18 protein-coding genes are annotated in these 19,127 nt (G+C 42.8%); 8 read left to right on the top strand and 10 right to left on the bottom strand.

The genetic code is table 11. The features are described from left to right. Positions 1-30: 30 nt before the first annotated feature. The 6 genes from M9899_09635 to hemB all read right to left on the bottom strand — a co-directional run bounded on the left by M9899_09635 (position 31) and on the right by hemB (position 6,606). Positions 31-720 carry a response regulator transcription factor gene (locus M9899_09635; protein MCO5114421.1) on the bottom strand — a complete coding sequence of 230 codons (690 nt, stop codon included), beginning with the start codon at positions 718-720 and terminating at the stop codon, positions 31-33. A 13-nt stretch (positions 721-733) separates the two neighbouring features. Beyond that, entirely contained in the window at positions 734-1,600 is an 867-nt protein-coding gene (locus M9899_09630; protein ID MCO5114420.1) for a HAMP domain-containing histidine kinase, read from the bottom strand. Beyond that, on the bottom strand, positions 1,597-2,892 hold the full coding sequence (locus tag M9899_09625) for a glutamate-1-semialdehyde 2,1-aminomutase (GenBank protein MCO5114419.1): 1,296 nt from the start codon (positions 2,890-2,892) through the stop codon (positions 1,597-1,599). The genes M9899_09630 and M9899_09625 overlap by 4 nt, the downstream gene beginning before the upstream one ends. A 111-nt stretch (positions 2,893-3,003) precedes the next feature. Continuing rightward, positions 3,004-4,476 carry a hypothetical protein gene (locus M9899_09620; protein ID MCO5114418.1) on the bottom strand — a complete coding sequence of 491 codons (1,473 nt, stop codon included), beginning with the start codon at positions 4,474-4,476 and terminating at the stop codon, positions 3,004-3,006. A gap of 9 nt (positions 4,477-4,485) precedes the next feature. After that, on the bottom strand, positions 4,486-5,490 hold the full coding sequence (locus M9899_09615) for a hypothetical protein (protein MCO5114417.1): 1,005 nt from the start codon (positions 5,488-5,490) through the stop codon (positions 4,486-4,488). Between the two features lie 48 nt (positions 5,491-5,538). Continuing rightward, entirely contained in the window at positions 5,539-6,606 is a 1,068-nt protein-coding gene (gene hemB, locus M9899_09610; GenBank protein MCO5114416.1) for a porphobilinogen synthase, read from the bottom strand. Between the two features lie 115 nt (positions 6,607-6,721). Between hemB and M9899_09605 the strand changes: the two genes are divergently transcribed. Continuing rightward, positions 6,722-7,525 carry a DUF481 domain-containing protein gene (locus tag M9899_09605; GenBank protein MCO5114415.1) on the top strand — a complete coding sequence of 268 codons (804 nt, stop codon included), beginning with the start codon at positions 6,722-6,724 and terminating at the stop codon, positions 7,523-7,525. Here the strand turns inward: M9899_09605 and M9899_09600 are convergent. Next, complete coding sequence (locus M9899_09600) at positions 7,522-8,880, bottom strand: hypothetical protein (GenBank protein ID MCO5114414.1); 1,359 nt, start codon at positions 8,878-8,880, stop codon at positions 7,522-7,524. The two genes, M9899_09605 and M9899_09600, sit on opposite strands and share 4 nt — an antisense overlap. 24 nt (positions 8,881-8,904) lie before the next feature. Between M9899_09600 and queG the strand changes: the two genes are divergently transcribed. The 6 genes from queG (at position 8,905) to M9899_09570 (ending at position 15,116) form a co-directional block, all read left to right on the top strand. Beyond that, positions 8,905-9,981 (top strand): tRNA epoxyqueuosine(34) reductase QueG, encoded by a 1,077-nt coding sequence (queG, locus tag M9899_09595; GenBank protein MCO5114413.1) that lies wholly within the window; start codon positions 8,905-8,907, stop codon positions 9,979-9,981. Between the two features lie 356 nt (positions 9,982-10,337). Further along, the gene (locus M9899_09590) at positions 10,338-10,994 is read left to right on the top strand and encodes a hypothetical protein (protein MCO5114412.1); all 657 of its coding nucleotides are present in this window, start codon (positions 10,338-10,340) and stop codon (positions 10,992-10,994) included. Between the two features lie 82 nt (positions 10,995-11,076). Further along, positions 11,077-12,045 carry a formimidoylglutamase gene (locus M9899_09585; protein MCO5114411.1) on the top strand — a complete coding sequence of 323 codons (969 nt, stop codon included), beginning with the start codon at positions 11,077-11,079 and terminating at the stop codon, positions 12,043-12,045. A gap of 102 nt (positions 12,046-12,147) precedes the next feature. Next, positions 12,148-13,221 (top strand): beta-eliminating lyase-related protein, encoded by a 1,074-nt coding sequence (locus tag M9899_09580; protein ID MCO5114410.1) that lies wholly within the window; start codon positions 12,148-12,150, stop codon positions 13,219-13,221. Then, positions 13,218-14,282 (top strand): tryptophan 2,3-dioxygenase, encoded by a 1,065-nt coding sequence (locus M9899_09575; GenBank protein ID MCO5114409.1) that lies wholly within the window; start codon positions 13,218-13,220, stop codon positions 14,280-14,282. Before M9899_09580 ends, M9899_09575 begins: the two co-directional genes overlap by 4 nt. A 99-nt stretch (positions 14,283-14,381) precedes the next feature. Then, complete coding sequence (locus tag M9899_09570) at positions 14,382-15,116, top strand: hypothetical protein (GenBank protein ID MCO5114408.1); 735 nt, start codon at positions 14,382-14,384, stop codon at positions 15,114-15,116. A gap of 8 nt (positions 15,117-15,124) precedes the next feature. On the opposite strand, the gene M9899_09565 is transcribed toward M9899_09570, so the two are convergent. Both M9899_09565 and M9899_09560 read right to left on the bottom strand, forming a co-directional pair. Beyond that, a complete protein-coding gene (locus M9899_09565) occupies positions 15,125-15,772 on the bottom strand; it encodes a cyclase family protein (protein ID MCO5114407.1) in 648 nt (215 codons plus the stop codon). Next, on the bottom strand, positions 15,769-16,620 hold the full coding sequence (locus M9899_09560) for a peroxiredoxin (protein ID MCO5114406.1): 852 nt from the start codon (positions 16,618-16,620) through the stop codon (positions 15,769-15,771). Before M9899_09560 ends, M9899_09565 begins: the two co-directional genes overlap by 4 nt. Positions 16,621-16,723: 103 nt before the next feature. Between M9899_09560 and hisS the strand changes: the two genes are divergently transcribed. After that, a complete protein-coding gene (hisS, locus tag M9899_09555; protein MCO5114405.1) occupies positions 16,724-17,965 on the top strand; it encodes a histidine--tRNA ligase in 1,242 nt (413 codons plus the stop codon). 26 nt (positions 17,966-17,991) lie between these two features. Here hisS and M9899_09550 read toward each other — a convergent pair whose 3' ends face one another. Further along, positions 17,992-18,993: a M12 family metallopeptidase gene (locus M9899_09550; GenBank protein MCO5114404.1), complete on the bottom strand. Its 1,002-nt coding sequence runs from the start codon at positions 18,991-18,993 to the stop codon at positions 17,992-17,994. Between the last annotated feature and the right edge of the window lie 134 nt (positions 18,994-19,127).

The raw sequence follows: 19,127 nt of genomic DNA, 5'->3' as shown, positions 1-19,127 counted from the left end.
AGCGGCAACCATAAAAGTTGCCCTCTTCGGTTATTTATTGTGTTCAGCCGCGTCCACTTCTATCCACTGGTACCCTACCCCTCTGACAGAGCGCAGGTACTTGCCGTAGTCTTTTAAATTTTGTCTTAAACGCACAATACAGTTGTCAATGGTACGTTCCGTGGGAAATTGATCCTCTCCCCAGACACGATCTAAAAGTTCATCGCGCGATAACACCTTGGGGGACATTTTTATGATGAGTTCTAAAATTTGCATGTCTTTGTTTTGTAAAAATAAAACTTCACCACTGCTCCAGATTAAAGACATGGATTTAAAATCAATTTTAAGTTCCCCAAGATCATACTCATCTGTGCTTAAATGAGTGTCTAAAACGTGGCGCACTCGAATCTCAAGCTCTTTAAATAAAAAAGGCTTAGGGATGTACTCTTCAGCCCCTAACTCATAACCTCTTAAACGATCTTCCGCTGAAGACATGGCTGTTAAGAACATCAAAGGCTGATTGTATTTATTGGTACGTAACCACTGCGCAAATTCAAATCCCGAACCATCAGGAAGGCCCACATCCAAAATAAAAAGATCAGAACTTAAGAGCACATCTAAATGAGTCTTCGCATCCTTAAGTGTTTTAAACCAGTGACATACAAAATTAGTCTCTTGGAACTTTTCCACCAAGGAGCTACCTAATTCAAGATTGTCTTCGAGTAAACAAATACTTTTCATATCTTTTTGCCTTTTAAGCCTTAAACCGATTTAAATTTAACACCGCACAAAACTGACCTTCAAAATCACAAAAGCTTAAATCCCCTTGCATCTTTTTCATCAACTTTTTACTGATAAATAAGCCCAAGCCTGACCCACTGTACTGACCACGAGAAAAGTACTCTGCCCCCAGTTTGCTATAGTCTCCTTCAAAAGGATGTCCATCATTACTGACTAGGATTTGCACCTGAGGTTTATCTTCTGAACTTTCGACTTGGATATCTATAGTTTTAGCATCGCCATGCACTTTGGCGTTTTGCAAAATATTCGACACCACACTGGTCAGAAGCACAGAGTCAGCATACAGCTCCACATTGCCACTGAGTCTGACCTCAAGTTCTGGCCAGGCTTGTTTTAAAAACGCAATGGTGTTGGTCAACGAGACTTTACTTAAGACAGCTCTGATGTCTTTTTGTCGTGCTAAAAGCAGCGAATTTTCAAGTTGTAAACTTAAGCGATGACTTTCATTAAAAAGGCGTTGCAGGTCTTGGCTAGAGATCCCTGATTTTTTTTGTAATATCTTTTCTAGAGTGATCTTAAGATTGGTGATCGTAGTTTTTAAGTCATGACTGAAGGCCGAAAAGAAGGCCTCTTTTTCATTGAGCCTTTCATTTTCTTTTAGGGTAAAGTACACCAAAGCCCCACCACCAAGAATCACTAGCACTAAAAAGAATCCTCCCTCATAGATCAGCATACGTTGGTAACGTAAGACATCTGAGGAGTGCTCCCAGCTGGATTGCTTAAGGGAGTTATATTGTAAATAGCTAAAGTACACCCACCAACTTCCTAAAGCTGTGGTGAACCCTAACCATAAAAAACTTAAGATAAACTTCTTACTCATGCCTTCCCTAAAGCTTCATCCATGGCGTCGACAAAAATACCAATGGCACGTTCTATCACATCTTGAGTGTGAGCATAACCAATAAATCCCACTTCAAAACCACTGGGGGCCATATAAAGTCTTCTAGACATTAAGCCTTTAAAAAAATACTTATAAAAGGATTTATGATCCGTTGGAATTTGATCCACACGACGTAAAGCCCCTTTAGAGGTGTCGGCAAACCAAAATAAAGAGCCTTGGCGTAACATACGCATGTTCCACCCTTTAGATTGTGCTATAGAGTTAAAACCTCTTTCAAGTTGGGCCCCACGTGCCTCTAAGGTGTCGTGAATATTTAATCTTTGCATTTTTTTAAGTTGTGCAAGACCTGCGGCCATACCCACAGGCGACGCACTTAAAGTTCCTGCTTGATACACAGGCCCTGAAGGAGCCACTAAGTCCATCAGCTCTGCGCGTCCCCCGTAACATCCCACAGGAAATCCACCGCCAAGGACTTTACCATAAGTCACAAGATCAGGCTGAATGCCTAAGATCCTTGCCATTCCCCCAAATCCCATTCTAAAGCCAGAGATCACCTCATCAAAGATCACAAGAATGCCATTTTTTTTAGCGTAAGACGCCACATACTCCACAAATTCTTGGCGTTGTATTAAAAGGCCAAAGTTAGCAGGCAAGGGTTCTAAAATCACAGCCGCTACTTCATCTTTGTGGGCATCCACACAATCTCTAAAGGCCTTTTCATCGTCTAAGGGTAAAACTAAGGTTTGGGCTGCTGTTTGCAATGACACTCCTGCGGAATCTGAAGCCGCTGCCCCATCCGCCAGTCCACTGCCAGCTTTGACTAAAAGCGAATCCACATGTCCATGATAACAGCCTTCAAATTTAATCACTTTATCTTTTTTGGTCGCTCCACGCGCTACACGCAACGCACTCATTACAGCTTCTGTCCCACTGCTGACAAATCTTAATTTTTCCACCACAGGTGAGGCCAGTTCCTTGATGGTTTCGGCTAGCTCCAAAGAGTAAGGTTCACAAGTTCCCGAAGTCCAAATCGTATCAATCATTTCGTGTACGGCTTGCTTTACGTCTTCATCTTGATGACCCAAAATCAAAGGCCCAAAGCTTTGGCAAAAATCTAAATACTCATCGCCTTCCACAGAAACCAGAGTGGCTCCTTTGGCTGATTTAAAAAACACGGGATGACCTCCCACATTTTGAAACCCACGCACTGGAGAGTGCACACCACCAGGGGCGATCTTTAAAGCACGGTTAAATAATTCTTCTGATTTCATCGGCGACCTCTTTATTTAGTTTACTTAGATTCTCACATTCGCTTTATGTCTCTGTGGGTTTCTTTATTTTGTGTCTTCACTTTTATATCTCTGTCTCATCATGCCTTATCACTACAGCAGGGCTCTTTGCAAAAACTCCTGTTCATCTAGGGCATAGTACATTTGTGCGTCAGGAATTAGGGATTTGATCGCCCAAGATGTTCGCCCCAGTCCACACACATGCAAGGCGGGCTTTAAAGCCGCAGAGTTGAGCTTCCAAGCCTTATGAAACAGCTCAGCGCTGCTCCAAAAAAAGATCTTTTTATTCTCAAGGTCCCCCGCTTCTAAAGTGTAATTCACTTTATACATAGGAACTTTTGTAAAATCACCCAGATGCTCTGAAGAGGCCTCTGCGTGAGTGAACCAATACTTGGAATAAGATTTTAAAAACCAAAATTCAGGTTTATGATCTAAACCTAACCCATCTAAACTTCCATGCACCCAGGTGCCTTGAGCGGCTAACTTCTTCCATGTTTTTGTCCCCGCAGCCCAGATCACAGCATTTGGGTTCGCCCCTAAATCTTTAGGGAAGGCTTCAAAACGAGAAATAACACATTCAGAGTAATGATCCGCCTTAAAGGAGACAGGTGGCGTTGTCGTTCTTTGAACTTTAACAGTTGAAGATAAAAATATCTCTTGCAGCTGAAATCTTGCAGGCAAATTTCTTTTCGGTCGCCACTCTTGAGTTTTAAAATTTAGACCCTCATCTTGCCCTGAAGTGAAAAACAAAATCCCCTCACTTAAAGCCAAGGCCGAAAATCCCATGGCCTGATGGCATCCTCCCCCATAAGACTTATGAGTTTGTCTTTCTAACTCCACACACTCGGCCACTTGCAAATTAGAAATCTTTTTCAAAGTGGGAAGTATCGAACTTTGCACTGGCACTTCTAAAGCCAATGCCCCTTGGGCTGCAGCTGTTGGAAATTCTGAAAGTGGTAAGACCATCCATAAACACTGTGAAAATACATTTTGAATTTGCTTTTGAATCTCGGCATAAGATTCTGAACTTGCCCCCATCAGCCGATCCACAGCAGCTTTAGCCACCACAAACCCGTCAGCATCTGAATCCAGATACTTTTTAAACCGTGTAGGAATATTGCCACGAATGCTTTGAAAGGAAATCTCTGCCTGAAAGGGCAAGAGATCTTTTAAGTTCTCTTGCAGTTGAAATTCTCTGCGAGGACTTGAAGTTAAAATTTTAAGATGAGATTTTTTATCAGACGCACGTTTTAAAAATAAAATGTCTCTTTGATCTTCACGATAAGGGCCTGAAAGAACTTTAAACTCTGGATGACTGTCTATAGGCAAATCCTTCCAAGAGTGGACCACCACATCACAGTCCCCTTTTTGCAGATGCTCTACAAAATCAGCGGTGAAGACCCCTTTAGACCCTGTTTTATTTAAGTCGATATCTAAATTAAGATCACCCATGGAAGGGCGTTGAAAAAATTGAATCTGTAAATGGGGGTTTTGCAACTGTAAAACTTCAGCAATGCTTTGAGCTTGGATGACAGCTAAATCACTTTTCCTTGAACCAATAATCATAACCTAAGCTTACGCACATATATCGTCCCAACCAAAAGGACGAAGCATCATACTGTTGTTAAATCGACTCGCACGCGCCCTGGCTTCAGCAAGAGCTAAAGTCTTTTGGTTTAGCGCATGCTCAGAGCCCTTTTGGATTTCTGCAAACACATCTTGTAAGGTGATCACTTGAGAGTGAGCTATAGGATCGGTCTTGGCGGTTTCTCGAAGATCAATCACCACCTCATAGCCTTGGGCTTTTACCTCTTGTGCCGCTATCGGGGCACAAAGAATGAGCACTGATTGGTGCATAGGTTCTGACTGCGCCCAAGTTTTTATATCTTGAAGTTTAAACTTAGAAAAAGAACCCGCTTTGGATTTAGAAGGATCACGCTCTTCGTTTTGAAGACCTAAATGCTTTTGAAGATCACGCACAAAAATACGACCTTCAATGTGCTCTTTAGAAACCCAAGGCAAAATGCTTTGTGCAAAACTTCCAAACCCAATCATGTCCACGGCGTTTTGATCTAAAACGACGCGGCGACAAAAGCTGCCGTAAGTCTGGCTGCCTAAGTGTGTAAGGTACTGACGACGAATGTCTTTAGCATCTGTGACAAGCTGACTGACCACTTTAAACAAAGAATGTTTGGGGTTAGTCTTTTTAACCACTTGTTCTTTAAATTGACCAAAAACTTCTGTTTCACCCACCACAGGTGAATGAAGTCCACAGATCACTTCTAATAAAAACTTATAAGCCTCTTGAGATTTAAAGCTACTCACACCTTGATCCATAAGATCGGTGGCTACAAGTTGATCGGTAGATTTTACGATCCAAATTTTTCTTAAGCAGGTTTCAAAAAGCAGGGCTTCATTTCTAGCTTGTGCGGCATCCAACTGGTCTTCTAGCTGGGCATAAGATAGGGCTGCGCGGTGTAGACCCAAAAGCTCGTCAGCATTTTGTCTTTGGTCCTTAAGGTCCAAAGGCATTCCTAGAGTGTTTTTAGGAATATGCACAACGTTAATAGCTTCAGTCATACTTATAACTTAGACTAATTTTGATTTGGAATTGTCATCATTTTGTCATTAAGATTTTTTTTGCGCCCACTCTTTAGCAAAGTAAGTGAACACTAGCGAAGCCCCTGCTCGTCGAATAGCAAGCAGACTTTCATCAATGGCCTGCTCTCTATTGAGCCATCCTCTTTCAAATGCAGCGCACAACGCGCTGTATTCGCCACTGACTTGATAAGCTGCCACAGGGATGCTTACCTTTTGTTCAATTTTGCTTATGATATCCAAATAAAATCCCGCGGGCTTGACCATCACATAATCGGCTCCTTCTGAGACATCAAGCAACGCCTCTTTAATAGCCTCTTTGGAATTAGCGGGGTCCATTTGATAAGTCTTCTTATCTCCAGATTTAGGAGCAGAATCTAGCGCGTCTCGAAATGGGCCATACATGCACGAAGCATATTTAGCACTATAACTAATAATGCCCACATCATCATAGCCCCCTAATTCTAAAGCACAGCGGATGTCATACACTCGTCCATCCATCATATCCGAGGGCGCAACAAAGTCGGCCCCCATTTCAGCATGCTTTAAAGCCATTTGAGAAAGAATCTCACATGTCTCATCATTTAAAATCCGACCTTCTTCATTTAAGACCCCATCATGGCCCGTGCTGCTATAGGGATCTAAAGCCAAGTCGGTCACCACTTGTAGCGCAGGCACTCTTTCTTTGAGCATCTGTATTGCTTCAAAATACAAACGGTCTTCTAGAGCATAACTGCCTAGTGGGTTTTTATGCTTTTCATCCACTTTGGAAAATAAGGCGACTCCAAAAAGTCCTAGCTCTTGAAGTTCTAAGGCTTGGGACTCTAAGTCTTTAAGACTTAAACGTCTTTGGCCAGGCATTGAGGCGATGTCCTCAGTTTTTTCTGCTATAAAAATAGGCTGAATCAGGTGTGCAGGCGAAAGCACCGTTTCTGCCACAGAGGCCCGCACTCGAGCGTTCTTTCTTAAGCGTCTTGGCCGCTCCAAGCGAATGCTTCTTACCGCTCCTTCATATTCACTTTGAGTGTCCTCTAGGGGGGAAGTCTGAGACATCATTGAACCTAAATTTTGGTTTTTTTTTGAATCTTGATTCATCATTTCACCTTTTGCCCTTGCCACTCTACTTTGAAAATACTACTTAATGTGGGTTACAAAATACAACCTATTGTAAAATTACAAATTTGATTAACCATATACACCAAATGAGGTCTTTATGTATAGCTCTAAACACAGTATAGCACGTACCCCACTGGGTCTCACGTTCTTAGCTCTTAAGTCTTTGATCTTTGGCGTGGTGATGGCACTTTCAACCGCCGTACTTGCTCAGGACAATAGCTTTTCTAGTGAATCCGAAGCAGGTGTGATTGTAAACCAAGGAAACACAGAGTCTCAGTCTGTCACTTTTAAAACCTTAAACAAATATACACTACTAGAAAACTACAACCTTTCTCTACGCGGTGAATACTTTCAAACTAAAGGGGAAGTGGGTGGCGTTTCCGAACTGACTTCAGAAAACTCTTTAGCGGAGTTGAAAGGCGAGCGACTTTTCAACGAAAAGCTCGGTGCCTTTGCTTTAGGATCATGGGCTAAAGACAACTTCAGAGGATTTGAGAAACGAATTGAAGGCGGTTTGGGTTTAAGCTACCACTTCATCAAATCTGACACTCTTAAGTTCTTTACGGAACAAGGTTACTCGTTCAGACAAGAGACGGCTTATGTTTCTGGTCCTGCAAGTGGTCCCGTATCTGACACTAGCTTTTGGAGATCTTATTTTGAACTTTCTAATAAATTTTCAGACACTCTTTCTGCTAAAGTGTGGTTAGAAAGCAAACTTAACGTTGAAAACACTGAAGACATCGAGATTCGTTTTGAACCTTCTTTAGATGTCATTCTTTCTGGTAACTTTTCTTTAGGACTAGCTTACAGACTAAGCTATGACAACGTGCCACCTGATGCGACTCCTGCACGCGAAAGACTGGACCATCTTTACACCACGACCCTAAAAGTTAAATTCTAATCTTTCTGATTAAAGAACCACTGCAAGAGGGGTTCTTTTTTTGTAATGCCCAGAAGAATTTGCTGTTTGTAGATTTCAGAAAGGGCCTCTCCTAATTTTTGTCCCTTTAATGTGTCACTGAGAATGTCTTGAGCTTTCACCAAAGGCTTAGGCATTTCAGTGTGCTTTGCTAAAAGTCCGCGGAGCTGCACAAGTACGTCCTCTTGGATGTATTCTTGTAAATTTACATTTAAAATAAAAAATAGTTTCATCTCTTTGACATCTAAAAGAGAACCCCAAGATAAAAATAGTTCTACTGCCGCTATAGATGTATCAGAATGTAAAATTTCTTTCACAGCTGTTCTGAGCAGGTGGGGAGTTGCGGGAGCTGGTTTTTTTTGATCAGAGCGCAGAAGTCCTTCCCCATCCGTTCGTAGTTTTTCAGAATAGAGAAGCCCCAGTGCCACACTCAACCACTTGCCCTCTTCCTTAGTTAAACTTAAAGTCTGCTTTAATCCAGCAAACATCTCTTCTGCCATATCCTTGGTCTTTGATTGCAAACGCATCCATTCCAGCAAGAAGATTTTAAATCGAACATTAAAACCCCACGCTTGCTTCATCCTTAAGCATAAATAGGATGAATTTATTGGGTCTGTGGGCCAAGGCAAAAACCTCTTTTCAAAGATCATCGGTAAATGATGTGCAAAATAAGGAGCGTCGACCATCTTTTTAAATTCCTGATAACGACGCTCTTTAGAAATATGTGCAGTCAAAGGCCATAAAGAGGTCAAAGCCTCTAAAGTCAGAGCTTCAATCTGAAAATCAAGCTGTGAGGCAAATCGAAGAGCACGGTACATTCTTAAGGCGTCTTCGCGAAATCGCTCCTCAGCACCACGCAGGTCATCCCCTCCCACACATTTTAAAATCTTGGCCTTTAAATCCCTAAGGCCCTCTTGGGGATCCAGCACCTCACCTTTTGAGTTGGCGTACAAAGCATTGATGGTGAAATCGCGACGTTTGGAATCTTCAACATAAGAGTCAGAGTAATTGATGCTTTCTGGACGACGATGGTCATTGTAATTCATATCTAATCGAAAGGTCGTCACTTCATAGTGAGCACTGGAAGTGACCACAGTGATCGTCCCAAAAGCCTTGCCATGATTTAAAGTTTTAGCAAATAGAGACCTAGTTTCATCAGGCTTTGCAGAAGTTGCAAAATCATAATCGTGAATCTCTCGTCCTAATAAGGCGTCACGAACACATCCACCGACCAAATAAATTTCATGACCTGCGCTTTGCAGAGTAGAAAATATCCCTTGAAGGTCTTTATACCTTGGATCTTTTTGCAGAATACGTAAGATGTTTTGACCGTCCATGCTTCTCATTATAAGTGTCATCTGGTGAGAGAACAAATCCAGAGTTTACTTACTGAATTTTCTTTTGATCAGGTGAGCGCCCTGCCTCTGACCACCCCTGTTTCGATGTCCTTTTACCAAAATTGGCTCGATGAAGGTCTAAACGCACAGATGCACTACCTCCGAGATCATCTTGAAACCAAAAAAGACCTTAAACACATTCTGCCTGATGCCCAGAGCACCATTGTTGTCACCGAGTCTTACTTTCATCACCCTGAACCCCATGAAAGTCTTAATGATGTGAACCAAGCGTTTCATATCGCCAAGTACGCTCAAGGGATAGACTACCATTATTGGTTTAAACATAAACTGCAACAGGCCTGTGAGAAATTAAAATCAACCTTCCCGCATCACCATTTTTTGCCTGCCACGGACTCTCAACCCATTATGGAAAGAGATTTTGCTTACCAGGCGGGCCTTGGTTGGTTTGGTAAAAACACCTGTGTCATTCACTCTCACAAAGGCAGCTTTTTTTTAATTGGCGAAATCATCACCAGTCTGCCCTTAAGTTCCGCCTTGCCTGACATCACTGTTCACCCTGATCGTTGTGGAAAGTGCACCAAGTGCATTGAAGCCTGTCCCACTGAAGCTCTAAGTGTAGATTCTGACTCCCCCACTAAAACTAAACTTGATGCCAGCAAGTGCATTTCCTATTGGACCATTGAAGCCAAAACCACCCCACCGCTTGCACTGGCTAAAAAATTTGGTACTTGGTTTTTTGGTTGTGACATCTGCCAAGATGTTTGCCCCTGGAATCAAAAAGTCTTTGAATACAAACATCAACCCACCTCGCCTCCCTCAGCACAGTGGAGTCGAGCGCACAGTTTAAAAACTATTCTTGAAATTTTAAACTCCTCTCATAAAAGCCTAGAAAAACAGTTTGCAAGCACCCCACTGACTCGCCCTCGAGGCTTCGGCCTAAAACGCAATGCGCTTATCATGGCCCTTAACTTAAAAGCCACAGAACTGATCCCCACCCTAGAAACTTTAGACCTAGGAGAAAAATTAAACCCTTTCAAAGCCACTATTATCTCTGAACTAAAAAAAGATAACTCTCAGTAAGAATAGACGGCACTCATGTCTGTTTCTCATAAAACCAATCCTCACCACATACCCCAAGCATCTGTAAGCCCAGATAAAGTCCCTCACTCGGCCTGGCGTTCGGGTTGGATTTGGAGATTATTTTATGTGTGGTCAAAATGCGAGTTCGGCTTGGCATTCTTTTGCGAACGCAAAAGCATGCCAAACGTCACTGTCTGAGCATTTTGAGTGCACATAAAATAATCTCCAAATCCAACCCGAACCCAAGCCCCCCCAATAGAATGGCACTTTTATTGCTGGATTATTGGTAAGGAAAAGGGTATAAGTTCTAACTTATTGAAATTACTGAGGTAAAGATGACAAAAAGTGTGTTTTCCATGTGTATCTTATTGACACTTATCACCCCTACGCTGTCTTGGGCTAATGCCGCTTGTTTAGGGTATTTAAAAGAGATTACAGTCCCTAACCCAAGTTCTACTACTGACTTTTTAGACCCCAGTGTGAGGTTTTATATCTCTCGGAACAATAAGATAGATACGCCTCTTTCCACCAATACCATTCCTCTCAAAAGTACAGAATCAACGCGCGCGAAATGGAACCAGAATGGGGAGAAAAGTTTAGATCCAATTTTTGAAGCTCTAAAGCTTGAAGGCTCTTTTTACAGCATTAACACCCCAAGCCTTATAGGATATTTAAAAAGCCTTTCATTCCCTTCAACCCGTCAGGGGCAAACAGTACAGTTTGTATTTTGGGAAGGGCGTGGGGCAGAAATTCAAAGTTCCTCTGTAGTGAAAGGCACGTTACTTGGGGTGTCTCTGGTGCACGCTAAACCGCGCGCTCAGGATAAGATGGAAACTGTAGACCATTTGGCCTTAACCATTCAAGAGACCAATGCCACGGGTGAACTCTTAAACACTCAGGTTAAAATCCCTTTAGCTTTAACAACAGAAAAGTACCGCACCGTCTCTCCACCACAAAACCAACAAGGTCAGTTTTCCAATTACCATTGGGGACTTCTACTGGGCATCAAGTAAGCAGAGCCCCTTTTATCTTCACATTGACCCTGCTAATATTCCTTTATGACTGATCCTAAGAGAGATCATAAAGGAATAAAGTATGTTTGAGCCCGTTCACCCCGAAGACCTCCACCTGCAAACCACCAAATCTGATTTACGTGTTGTTTCTTATTTATCTCCCAACATCGCCAGCAGTGATTTTGTGCTTGTAGGTTATCCTGATGACGAAGGGATCAAAAATAATTCGGGTCGCCCAGGAGCCCGCCTTGCTCCCAATGCCATTCGTGAGTTCTTATTTAAGATGACCCCTCCTGCTTTTAGAGGTGAAGACACCGACTTGCCTTTGATTTCCGACTTGGGAAATCTCAGCACTCAGCCCGATCTCGCCTCTCGACACGAGGTCGCTGTGGCTGCTTTAGAGAAAAATCTTGGCAGTAAACAAAAACTGATCAGCTTTGGCGGAGGACATGACTACGGCTATGTGGATGGAAAATATTTCTTAAAAAGAAATGCAGGATCTAGTCTGCGTCCTCTTATTTTTAACTTTGATGCCCACTTAGATGTTAGACCCATGAGCAATGGCATTACAAGTGGCACCCCCTTTTATCGACTGTTAGAGCACGGAGGTTTTGATTTTTACGAGATCGGCATCCAAGAGCACTGCAACTCCAAAGAGCATTTGCAGTGGCTTAAGTCCCAAGGAGGACAAGTGATTTCATTTTCTGATCTCTATACGAGCAGTGAGCGTTATCCTCAGTCTTTTTTAAACTTCACGCGATTTAAAAAAATATTAGAATCAGAGACCAATCCCCATCGCCCCTGTTATGTGAGTGTCGACATTGATGCTTTTTCTAACGCCTATGCCATGGGGTGCAGTCAATCCTTTGCTACAGGCCTTGAGCCCCTTGGGTTCTTGCAGATGTTTTGCTTTTTACTGGATCATTTTGACGTGCAGGTTTTGGGAATTTATGAAGTCTCACCCCCACTAGATCAGGATCATCGCACCGCCAAACTGGCCGCACAGATTGCTTACAGATACCTTCATCACGCAGCCCAATCTTCAACATAGCTATTTCATTGAATTCAGATATATAATATCAATTACAAATCTCGCCCTATAATCAGATATGTAATATCAATTACGTATCTCGTCCCATAAGGAGAACACATTGTGACCACATCCCCCAAACATCCCCCACGTAGTTTAGCCAGTGACAATCACTCAGGTGTACATCCACAAATTCTAGAGTCTTTACTATCTATAAACAAAGACCATTGTCACAGTTATGAGGGTGATCCTTGGAGTCTGAGTCTAAGAGACACCATCAAAAAAATATTTGGACCCCAGTTTCACTCCTATTTGGTTTTTAATGGCAGTGCTGCTAATGTTTTAGCTCTGAATCACTTCGTAAAACCTTGGCACACGGTCCTCTGCTCGGATCAGGCGCATTTGCATTTAGATGAATGTGGGGCCCCACAGAAGCACATAGGTTGTAAGTTGCTTTTAGCTCCCACCCATCAAGGCAAGATTTCAGCCCAAGACATCCGTCAGTTTTTTATTCGTCGCGGAGACCAGCATTACAGCCAACTGCAAGCCGTCAGCCTCACTCAGCCCACTGAACTTGGGACCGTGTACAGCCTTAAAGAGATTCAAGACATCTCTGCTGTTTGTAAAGAGCTAGGACTTTTCTTACACATTGATGGAGCACGTCTGGCCAACGCCGTAGTTCATTTGAACTGCACATTTAAAGACATCGCCTCACACGCTGACGCCATCAGCTTAGGGGGCACTAAAAATGGGCTTTTAGGATGTGAGATGGTTTTAATTAACAGTAAAACCTCTCCCCAAGAGGCTCACGCCTTTAAGTTTGAAAGAAAACAGAGTTTGCAGTTGCCCTCAAAGGCTCGCTTTTTATCCCAACAATTTCTAACTTATTTTGAAAATCATTTATGGACTGAAATTGCAAAGCACAGCACCGAGAGGGCACAAGACCTAAGCTTGAGGCTCACTTCCTTGGGCATTAAACCTCTTTACCCCGTAGAGTCTAACGCCGTCTTTTGCGCCCTGCAAAAAAAATGGATTAAGCCCTTGCGGGAAAAAGTCTTTTTCTACGTCTGGGAAGAGGAGTCCCCTTCTAGTCCCGAAGAATGTGTAGTCAGACTGATGACAAGCTTTGACACCACAGAGCAAGATCTTATAGATCTATGTACGGAAATAGCGCGCTTGCAAAAGAGGGACTTATGAGCATTAAAAATGAAAACTTCAGTTACAATTCTTATCTACAAGTAGAGAACATTACAAGTTTACAATTCCTAGAGAGCGCGAAAAAGGGTGAACCCGCTCACGAAGAGATGCTGTTTATTATTATTCATCAAACCTATGAACTGTGGTTCAAACAGATTATATGGGAACTAGATTCTATCATTAAAATCTTATCTAAAGACTTTGTTCCTGACTCGGATCTTTACACCGCCAACCACCGCATGCTGCGCATTCTTGAGATTCAAAAAATTTTGATCGACCAGATAGACGTTCTAGAAACTATGACGCCTCTTGAATTTTTAGAGTTTAGAAACTTACTTTTTTCAGCTTCAGGTTTTCAAAGTTCACAATTTAGACTCATTGAAAACCGTATGGGCTTAAGAGCCTCAGATCGCGCCATGATGGGAGGATGTCCTTACCATCAATATTTAAACGCCGAAGCCAAAGACAGTGTTCTAAAGTCAGAACAAGGGCCCAGCCTTTTTACTGCTGTTGAAAAATGGCTAGAAAGAACCCCTTATCTGCAAGTGGACAACTACAACTTCTGGCAAGAGTACAAGAACGCCGTTCATAGAATGTTTGAAGATGAGGCCTTGCAGCTACAAAAGTTCTTACAAGGTGAGGACCTGCAAAGTGCTTTAAAAAAATTAGGACAAGAAAGAGACAACTTTGAAATCATCACCGACCCCATCAAGTATGAAGAGTTCCGCAAAGAAAAATTCTGGCGTCTGTCTCACAAAGCCTTAATGGCGGCCTTGTTCATTCAGCTTTACCGAGAACAACCTTCTTTACAGCCTGCATTTCAACTCATCACTCACCTTCTCACTTTAGATGAAAAGTGGACCGTTTGGCGTTATCGTCATGCACAAATGGTGCTTCGTATGTTGGGTCAAAAGGTAGGAACAGGTGGGTCTTCGGGAGCGGAGTATTTAAAAAGTGCTACAGAAAAGCACAAGGTGTTTAACGACTTCTTTAAGCTTTCTACTTTTTTCATCTCAAGCTCCAACTTGCCCCACTTACCCCAAGATATTTTTAACTCCTAACAGGACCATGGTCGATATTGTGTTTTTAAGCTCCAATCTCTTTAAAGACTTCCCCAAAGGCTGTTTCAAAGCCTCGGGAAGTGCGCTATGATGATCTTTATGAAAAATTGTATCTCTAAAATTCTAATCAGTTTGATCCCTACCACCCTCATCGCTTTGAGTGCGTCAGCCACATGCCCTGCAAGTATGGACAAAGAATGGCTCTTGGGTAAAGTAGGAAGTCCTTCAAAGTATTTCACTCCTGTTAAAGAAGACTGCGACAGTGACACTCTGAATGTTTTTACAAACTGCATTGACACCGACAACAACCAACTTTTTTTTGGACACACTGACCGCACGGAATCCTTATCTAGCGCACTATGTCCCTTTGGTTATGCCCCACAAGTCAGTAAAGGATTTTTTGGGCATCAAAAATACAATGATCAAAAAGTGTGTCTTGACCCCTGTCATAGCATTTCTGTAGGAAAGACCTTTCGTGATGAACAACGATTTGGCGACCGCCGAGCTTTAAACATTGGCGATGTGATTTTTGTTCCAGAACTTAAGGGCAAAAGATGTGGCGCTCAAAAGCATGATGGATGTGCCATCGTGTCCCAGTTCATCGAATACAGCAACGAACCCATCTTGGATTTCTTTGCAGGAACATGCAAAAGAATTTTTAAGGGACAGTGCTTAGACTATCAGGATGAAAAACTTCCTGAGGCCGTCACACTTTACAAACTCTCTCCCGAACTGGCTGCGGCTTACAGAAAAGCCCAAGCCTTTCCTAAGGTGAGCGAAGGCAATTTGGACTTGGTCAGAAACCCTGCTCATAACGGAAACAAAATCCGATAGGATTAAACTTAGCGCAACAGGATGGCCCGCACGGGCGAAGCGTCTGCACCTTGAATCTTTAAAGGCAAGGCGATGAGCTGATACATCCCCTCAGGCACCTTCTCAAGGTCTAGGCCCTCAAGTACAGAGACATCATTTTGCAGTAAACTGCTGTGGCTTTCTAAATCTTTTGAATCGTGGGGGTCCACAGAAGGTGTGTCGATTCCTACCAAGGTGACAGATTTTATTTTTACCAAAGCTTCAATCACCTCAGAAGAAAGAGAATTAAAAGTGTCTGTCCAACGATAAGGGTAAAAAGATTCTGTTTTAAAAAGTACACGCGGAGCTTTGATCACTTCTACATCAAAGTCTGCTAAAGATATTCTCTGACCCATTGGAGTTTTAACACGCACCACCTGACACTCTCCCATATAGGGACGAAGTGAACGCACATCTATAGAGGGTGCGTTTTTTCCGTAGTGCAAGGGGGCATCAGCATGAGCCCCAATGTGTAAGGTGGTCGTCATGGCTGAGAGATACAAATGATCCCCTTTGTTTTGATCTAAAGAGGTCTCTTGTCTAAAGGGCACATCCCCTGGAAACACCGCAAGCTCAGAGTTGATCACAGGTGAGATGTCATAAATCTCTTGAGCAAAATCTAAACGCACATCACTCACGACTCACCCTTTGCGGCTTTTAATACCTCGTCCACATGCCCATCAACTTTGACGTTACGCCAGACGTGGGTCACCACACCTGATTCATCAATCAAAAATGTACTGCGATCTACACCTATATACTGACGACCATAAAGACTTTTTTCGGCCATCACTCCAAAAATCTGGCACAACTTTTCTTCGGGATCACTGATCAGATCAATGGTGTAACACTGTTTATCAATAAAGCTTGCATGGGAAGATAAAGAGTCTCTTGAAACTCCATACACAAGTGTGTTGTGAGACGTAAATTCAGGAAGGGCTTTGGAGAAGTCATGCCCTTCAATGGTGCACCCTGGTGTGTGATCCTTGGGGTAAAAATAAATCACTACTTTTTTACCTTTAAGACCGTCCAGACTCACAGTCCCCTTTGTGGCTTGAGCGACAAAATGAGGAACTCTGTCCCCCACCTTTAAAGAAGTTTTCGACACCACAGAAGCAGGTGTGGTGGTTTTAGATTTTTGAGTCACAGACTTGGTTTTAGTCTTAGGTGCAGATTTAGCTCCTGCCGATTTTGTTTTTTTTGCAGATGTTATTTTCTTTTTGCTCCCAGACACAGTTTTTACTGCTTTTTTAGATGAAGTCTTTTTTGCCTTTGCAGCTTTATTCGTTTTTTTCTTACTGGCTTTGGACTTTGCGCTGGCCTTCTTGCTGACTGTTTGACTTGCCTTTGTCTTTTTTGCTTTCTTGCTCGCTGTTTTGGCGATTTTCTTAGGGGCCTTTTTAGTTGTCTTTCGGCTCGCTTTTTTCTGTGCTTTTTTGCTGGTTTTTTTGTTTTTCTTAGCTGCTTTCTTTTTCTGAGTTGCCATATTTGCCCCCTAATACTGGAATTCAAAATCTTTAGCCCTAAAGATACCAGAACTCTTGCCATCCGCAAGACAGATACAGTAATTTAGAAACCTAGGAGTGTTTATGAGTCGTCTTCAAGCCCCCAAAGGCTGCCCTGATATTTTCCCTGATGAGATTTACCACAGACAACAGGTTTTAGCTGTGGTCAGAAAATGCGTGCAACAGTATGGGTTTTTAGAGCACGAAACTCCTATTTTTGAACACGCCGAAGTCTTTTTAAAAAGCTTAGGCGATGACACCGATGTGGTCACCAAAGAGATGTACACCTTTACTGATAAAGGTGGGGACCTTATGGTTCTTCGCCCTGAAGCCACAGCCAGTATCGCTAGGCTTTTTGTCAGTCACAAACTTTTTCGCGAACTCCCTTATAAAGTGTTTTATCAAGGCCCTATGTTCCGACACGAGCGCCCTCAAAAAGGACGCCTGCGGCAGTTCACCCAGCTAGGTGTAGAATGTCTTGGACAAAGGGACCCCATTGTAGACGCAGAGATCATTGCTCTGGGTTGGCGCATAGTAAAAGACTTAAACCTACACACACACGCCCAGATTTTACTGAATTCATTGGGCCAAGCCCCTGAAAGAAAAAAATTTAAAGACGACCTTGTGAAGTTTTTGACCAGCAAAAAAACTCAGCTCTCTGAAGACAGTCAAAATAGACTCAGCACGAATCCTCTACGCATTTTAGACAGCAAGGATGAAAACGATCAGAAACTCTTAATCGGCGGACCAGAGCTTAAACAGTATTTAAGTTCTGAAAGTTTAGCCTATATTGCTGAGGTCGAGACTCATTTAAAAGCTCTTGAAATTCCTTACACCTACGAATCCAAGTTGGTGCGCGGACTGGACTACTACAACGACACCGTCTTTGAAATTCAACATTCAGAACTTGGCGCCCAAGGAACACTGCTTGCAGGAGGCAGATACGATCATCTGATCTCAAGCATGGGAGGACCTGACTGTCCCAGTTTTGGTTGGGCCGCAGGTCTTGAACGCCTGTTACTGCTGACTCAATTTCAACGCCCTCAAGTCACAAGTCTTGGCATTGTAGATATGAATCACGAGTACCGTACCTATCTGTTGCAAGTGGCAGAAGTCTTGCGCCATCAAGGTCATAGTGTGAATTATTCGCTGACAGGGAACTTTTCCAAACAGATGAAAAAGTGCGAAAAAAATGGCAGCACTCATGTGGTGATCTTTGGTCCAGATGAAGTCACGCACAAACAGGTGCAGCTTAAACATCTAGCTTCTGGCCAGCAGAAGGCTCTAAGTTGGGATGAGCTTTTAAAGATAACCACTTATCTTTAGTGAAGTTTTCTAAAAAACATTTGGTCTTAGAAGTTTCTCTCGTAAACTTCTTGCAGTTTCAAAATGTCTCCTGCGCTCAATGTGGCACTGGGAGCAAGTGGAGTTTGTGGATCACGACTAGATAAGGTCACTCCCCTTTCACGGTCTTTGGCAAAAAAATGAGTGGGATAGAGCATCAGAGACTGATGGTCAAATTCGACACTAAGTCTTTTATAAATTGCTTGATAGTCTTGGGGTAAGATATCGAAATTGATGAGTTTATCGGGCTCAATTTGATCCAGGTGAACACGCACAAAACGGTCTCTGCTTTCTCTTTGATGCTCGTGAATGAAACCCAGAACGTGCATCATCTCGTGAATCATCTCTTTCATGCCACACTCTGGCCCCACCAGTACAGGCTGATGCCCACCGACTCTTCCCACATAGCTGGCACACCTTTCGGGGTCAGAAATAAAATGCAGGGCATCTTTTTCGCCATTGTAGTCTACAAAACGAATGCTGGTCTTTTGATGAAAGACCTCCATGGCGTCTCGAATCTGCTTCACTTGCTGTTCTGGAATCTGGGTACTGATGGCAAAGGGAACTATTCCTCTTGGCCACAACTCCACCCCTCTAGACCAGGGCAGGCGTCCATAGACGGCGGCTCCACTCCACTTTTCTTGGTCTTTGGGGCTTAGCTCCCCCAAAAGAATGTCCTCTCCAGCAAGGGCGTACTTGCCATGCACTGTAAATCGAATTTGACGAGAGTCTACTTCAAGCAAAGATTTAGGCTCTGGATTCTTTTTTTCTGTGGGGAGACTTAATTGAGTTTGAGGCGCCGTAGAAGGTTTTGATCTATCAAAATTCACACTCACAGCTGTTTGAATTTGCGTTGTTGATTTTGATTCTTCTGGCAATTTAAGATTTGTAGACTGAGGCCTGATTCTCTCCTCATTTTCAGGAGGAGGCGCCACACACTTATAGGTTAAAAGTAGATAACCCAGAACCAGAAGTAAAAATAAGATCGCACCTGATTTCAACCTAGACATGCTATTTTTTTACACACTCTGTTCCTTCTCGCAAGCCCCATCACAAATAGAATATTGACGATGAATTAAGCATTTTTAAAATCTAAGGGAAATTTCTCAGTAACTTCGTGAAGATCCACAGGTTTTTTTGCCTT

It is taken from the genome of Pseudobdellovibrionaceae bacterium, assembly GCA_023954155.1.
In the GTDB taxonomy this organism is placed as follows: Bacteria; Bdellovibrionota; Bdellovibrionia; order Bdellovibrionales; family UBA1609; genus JAMLIO01.
Note: the sequence above shows the minus strand (reverse complement) of the source record. Positions and strands in the feature narration are given on the sequence as shown.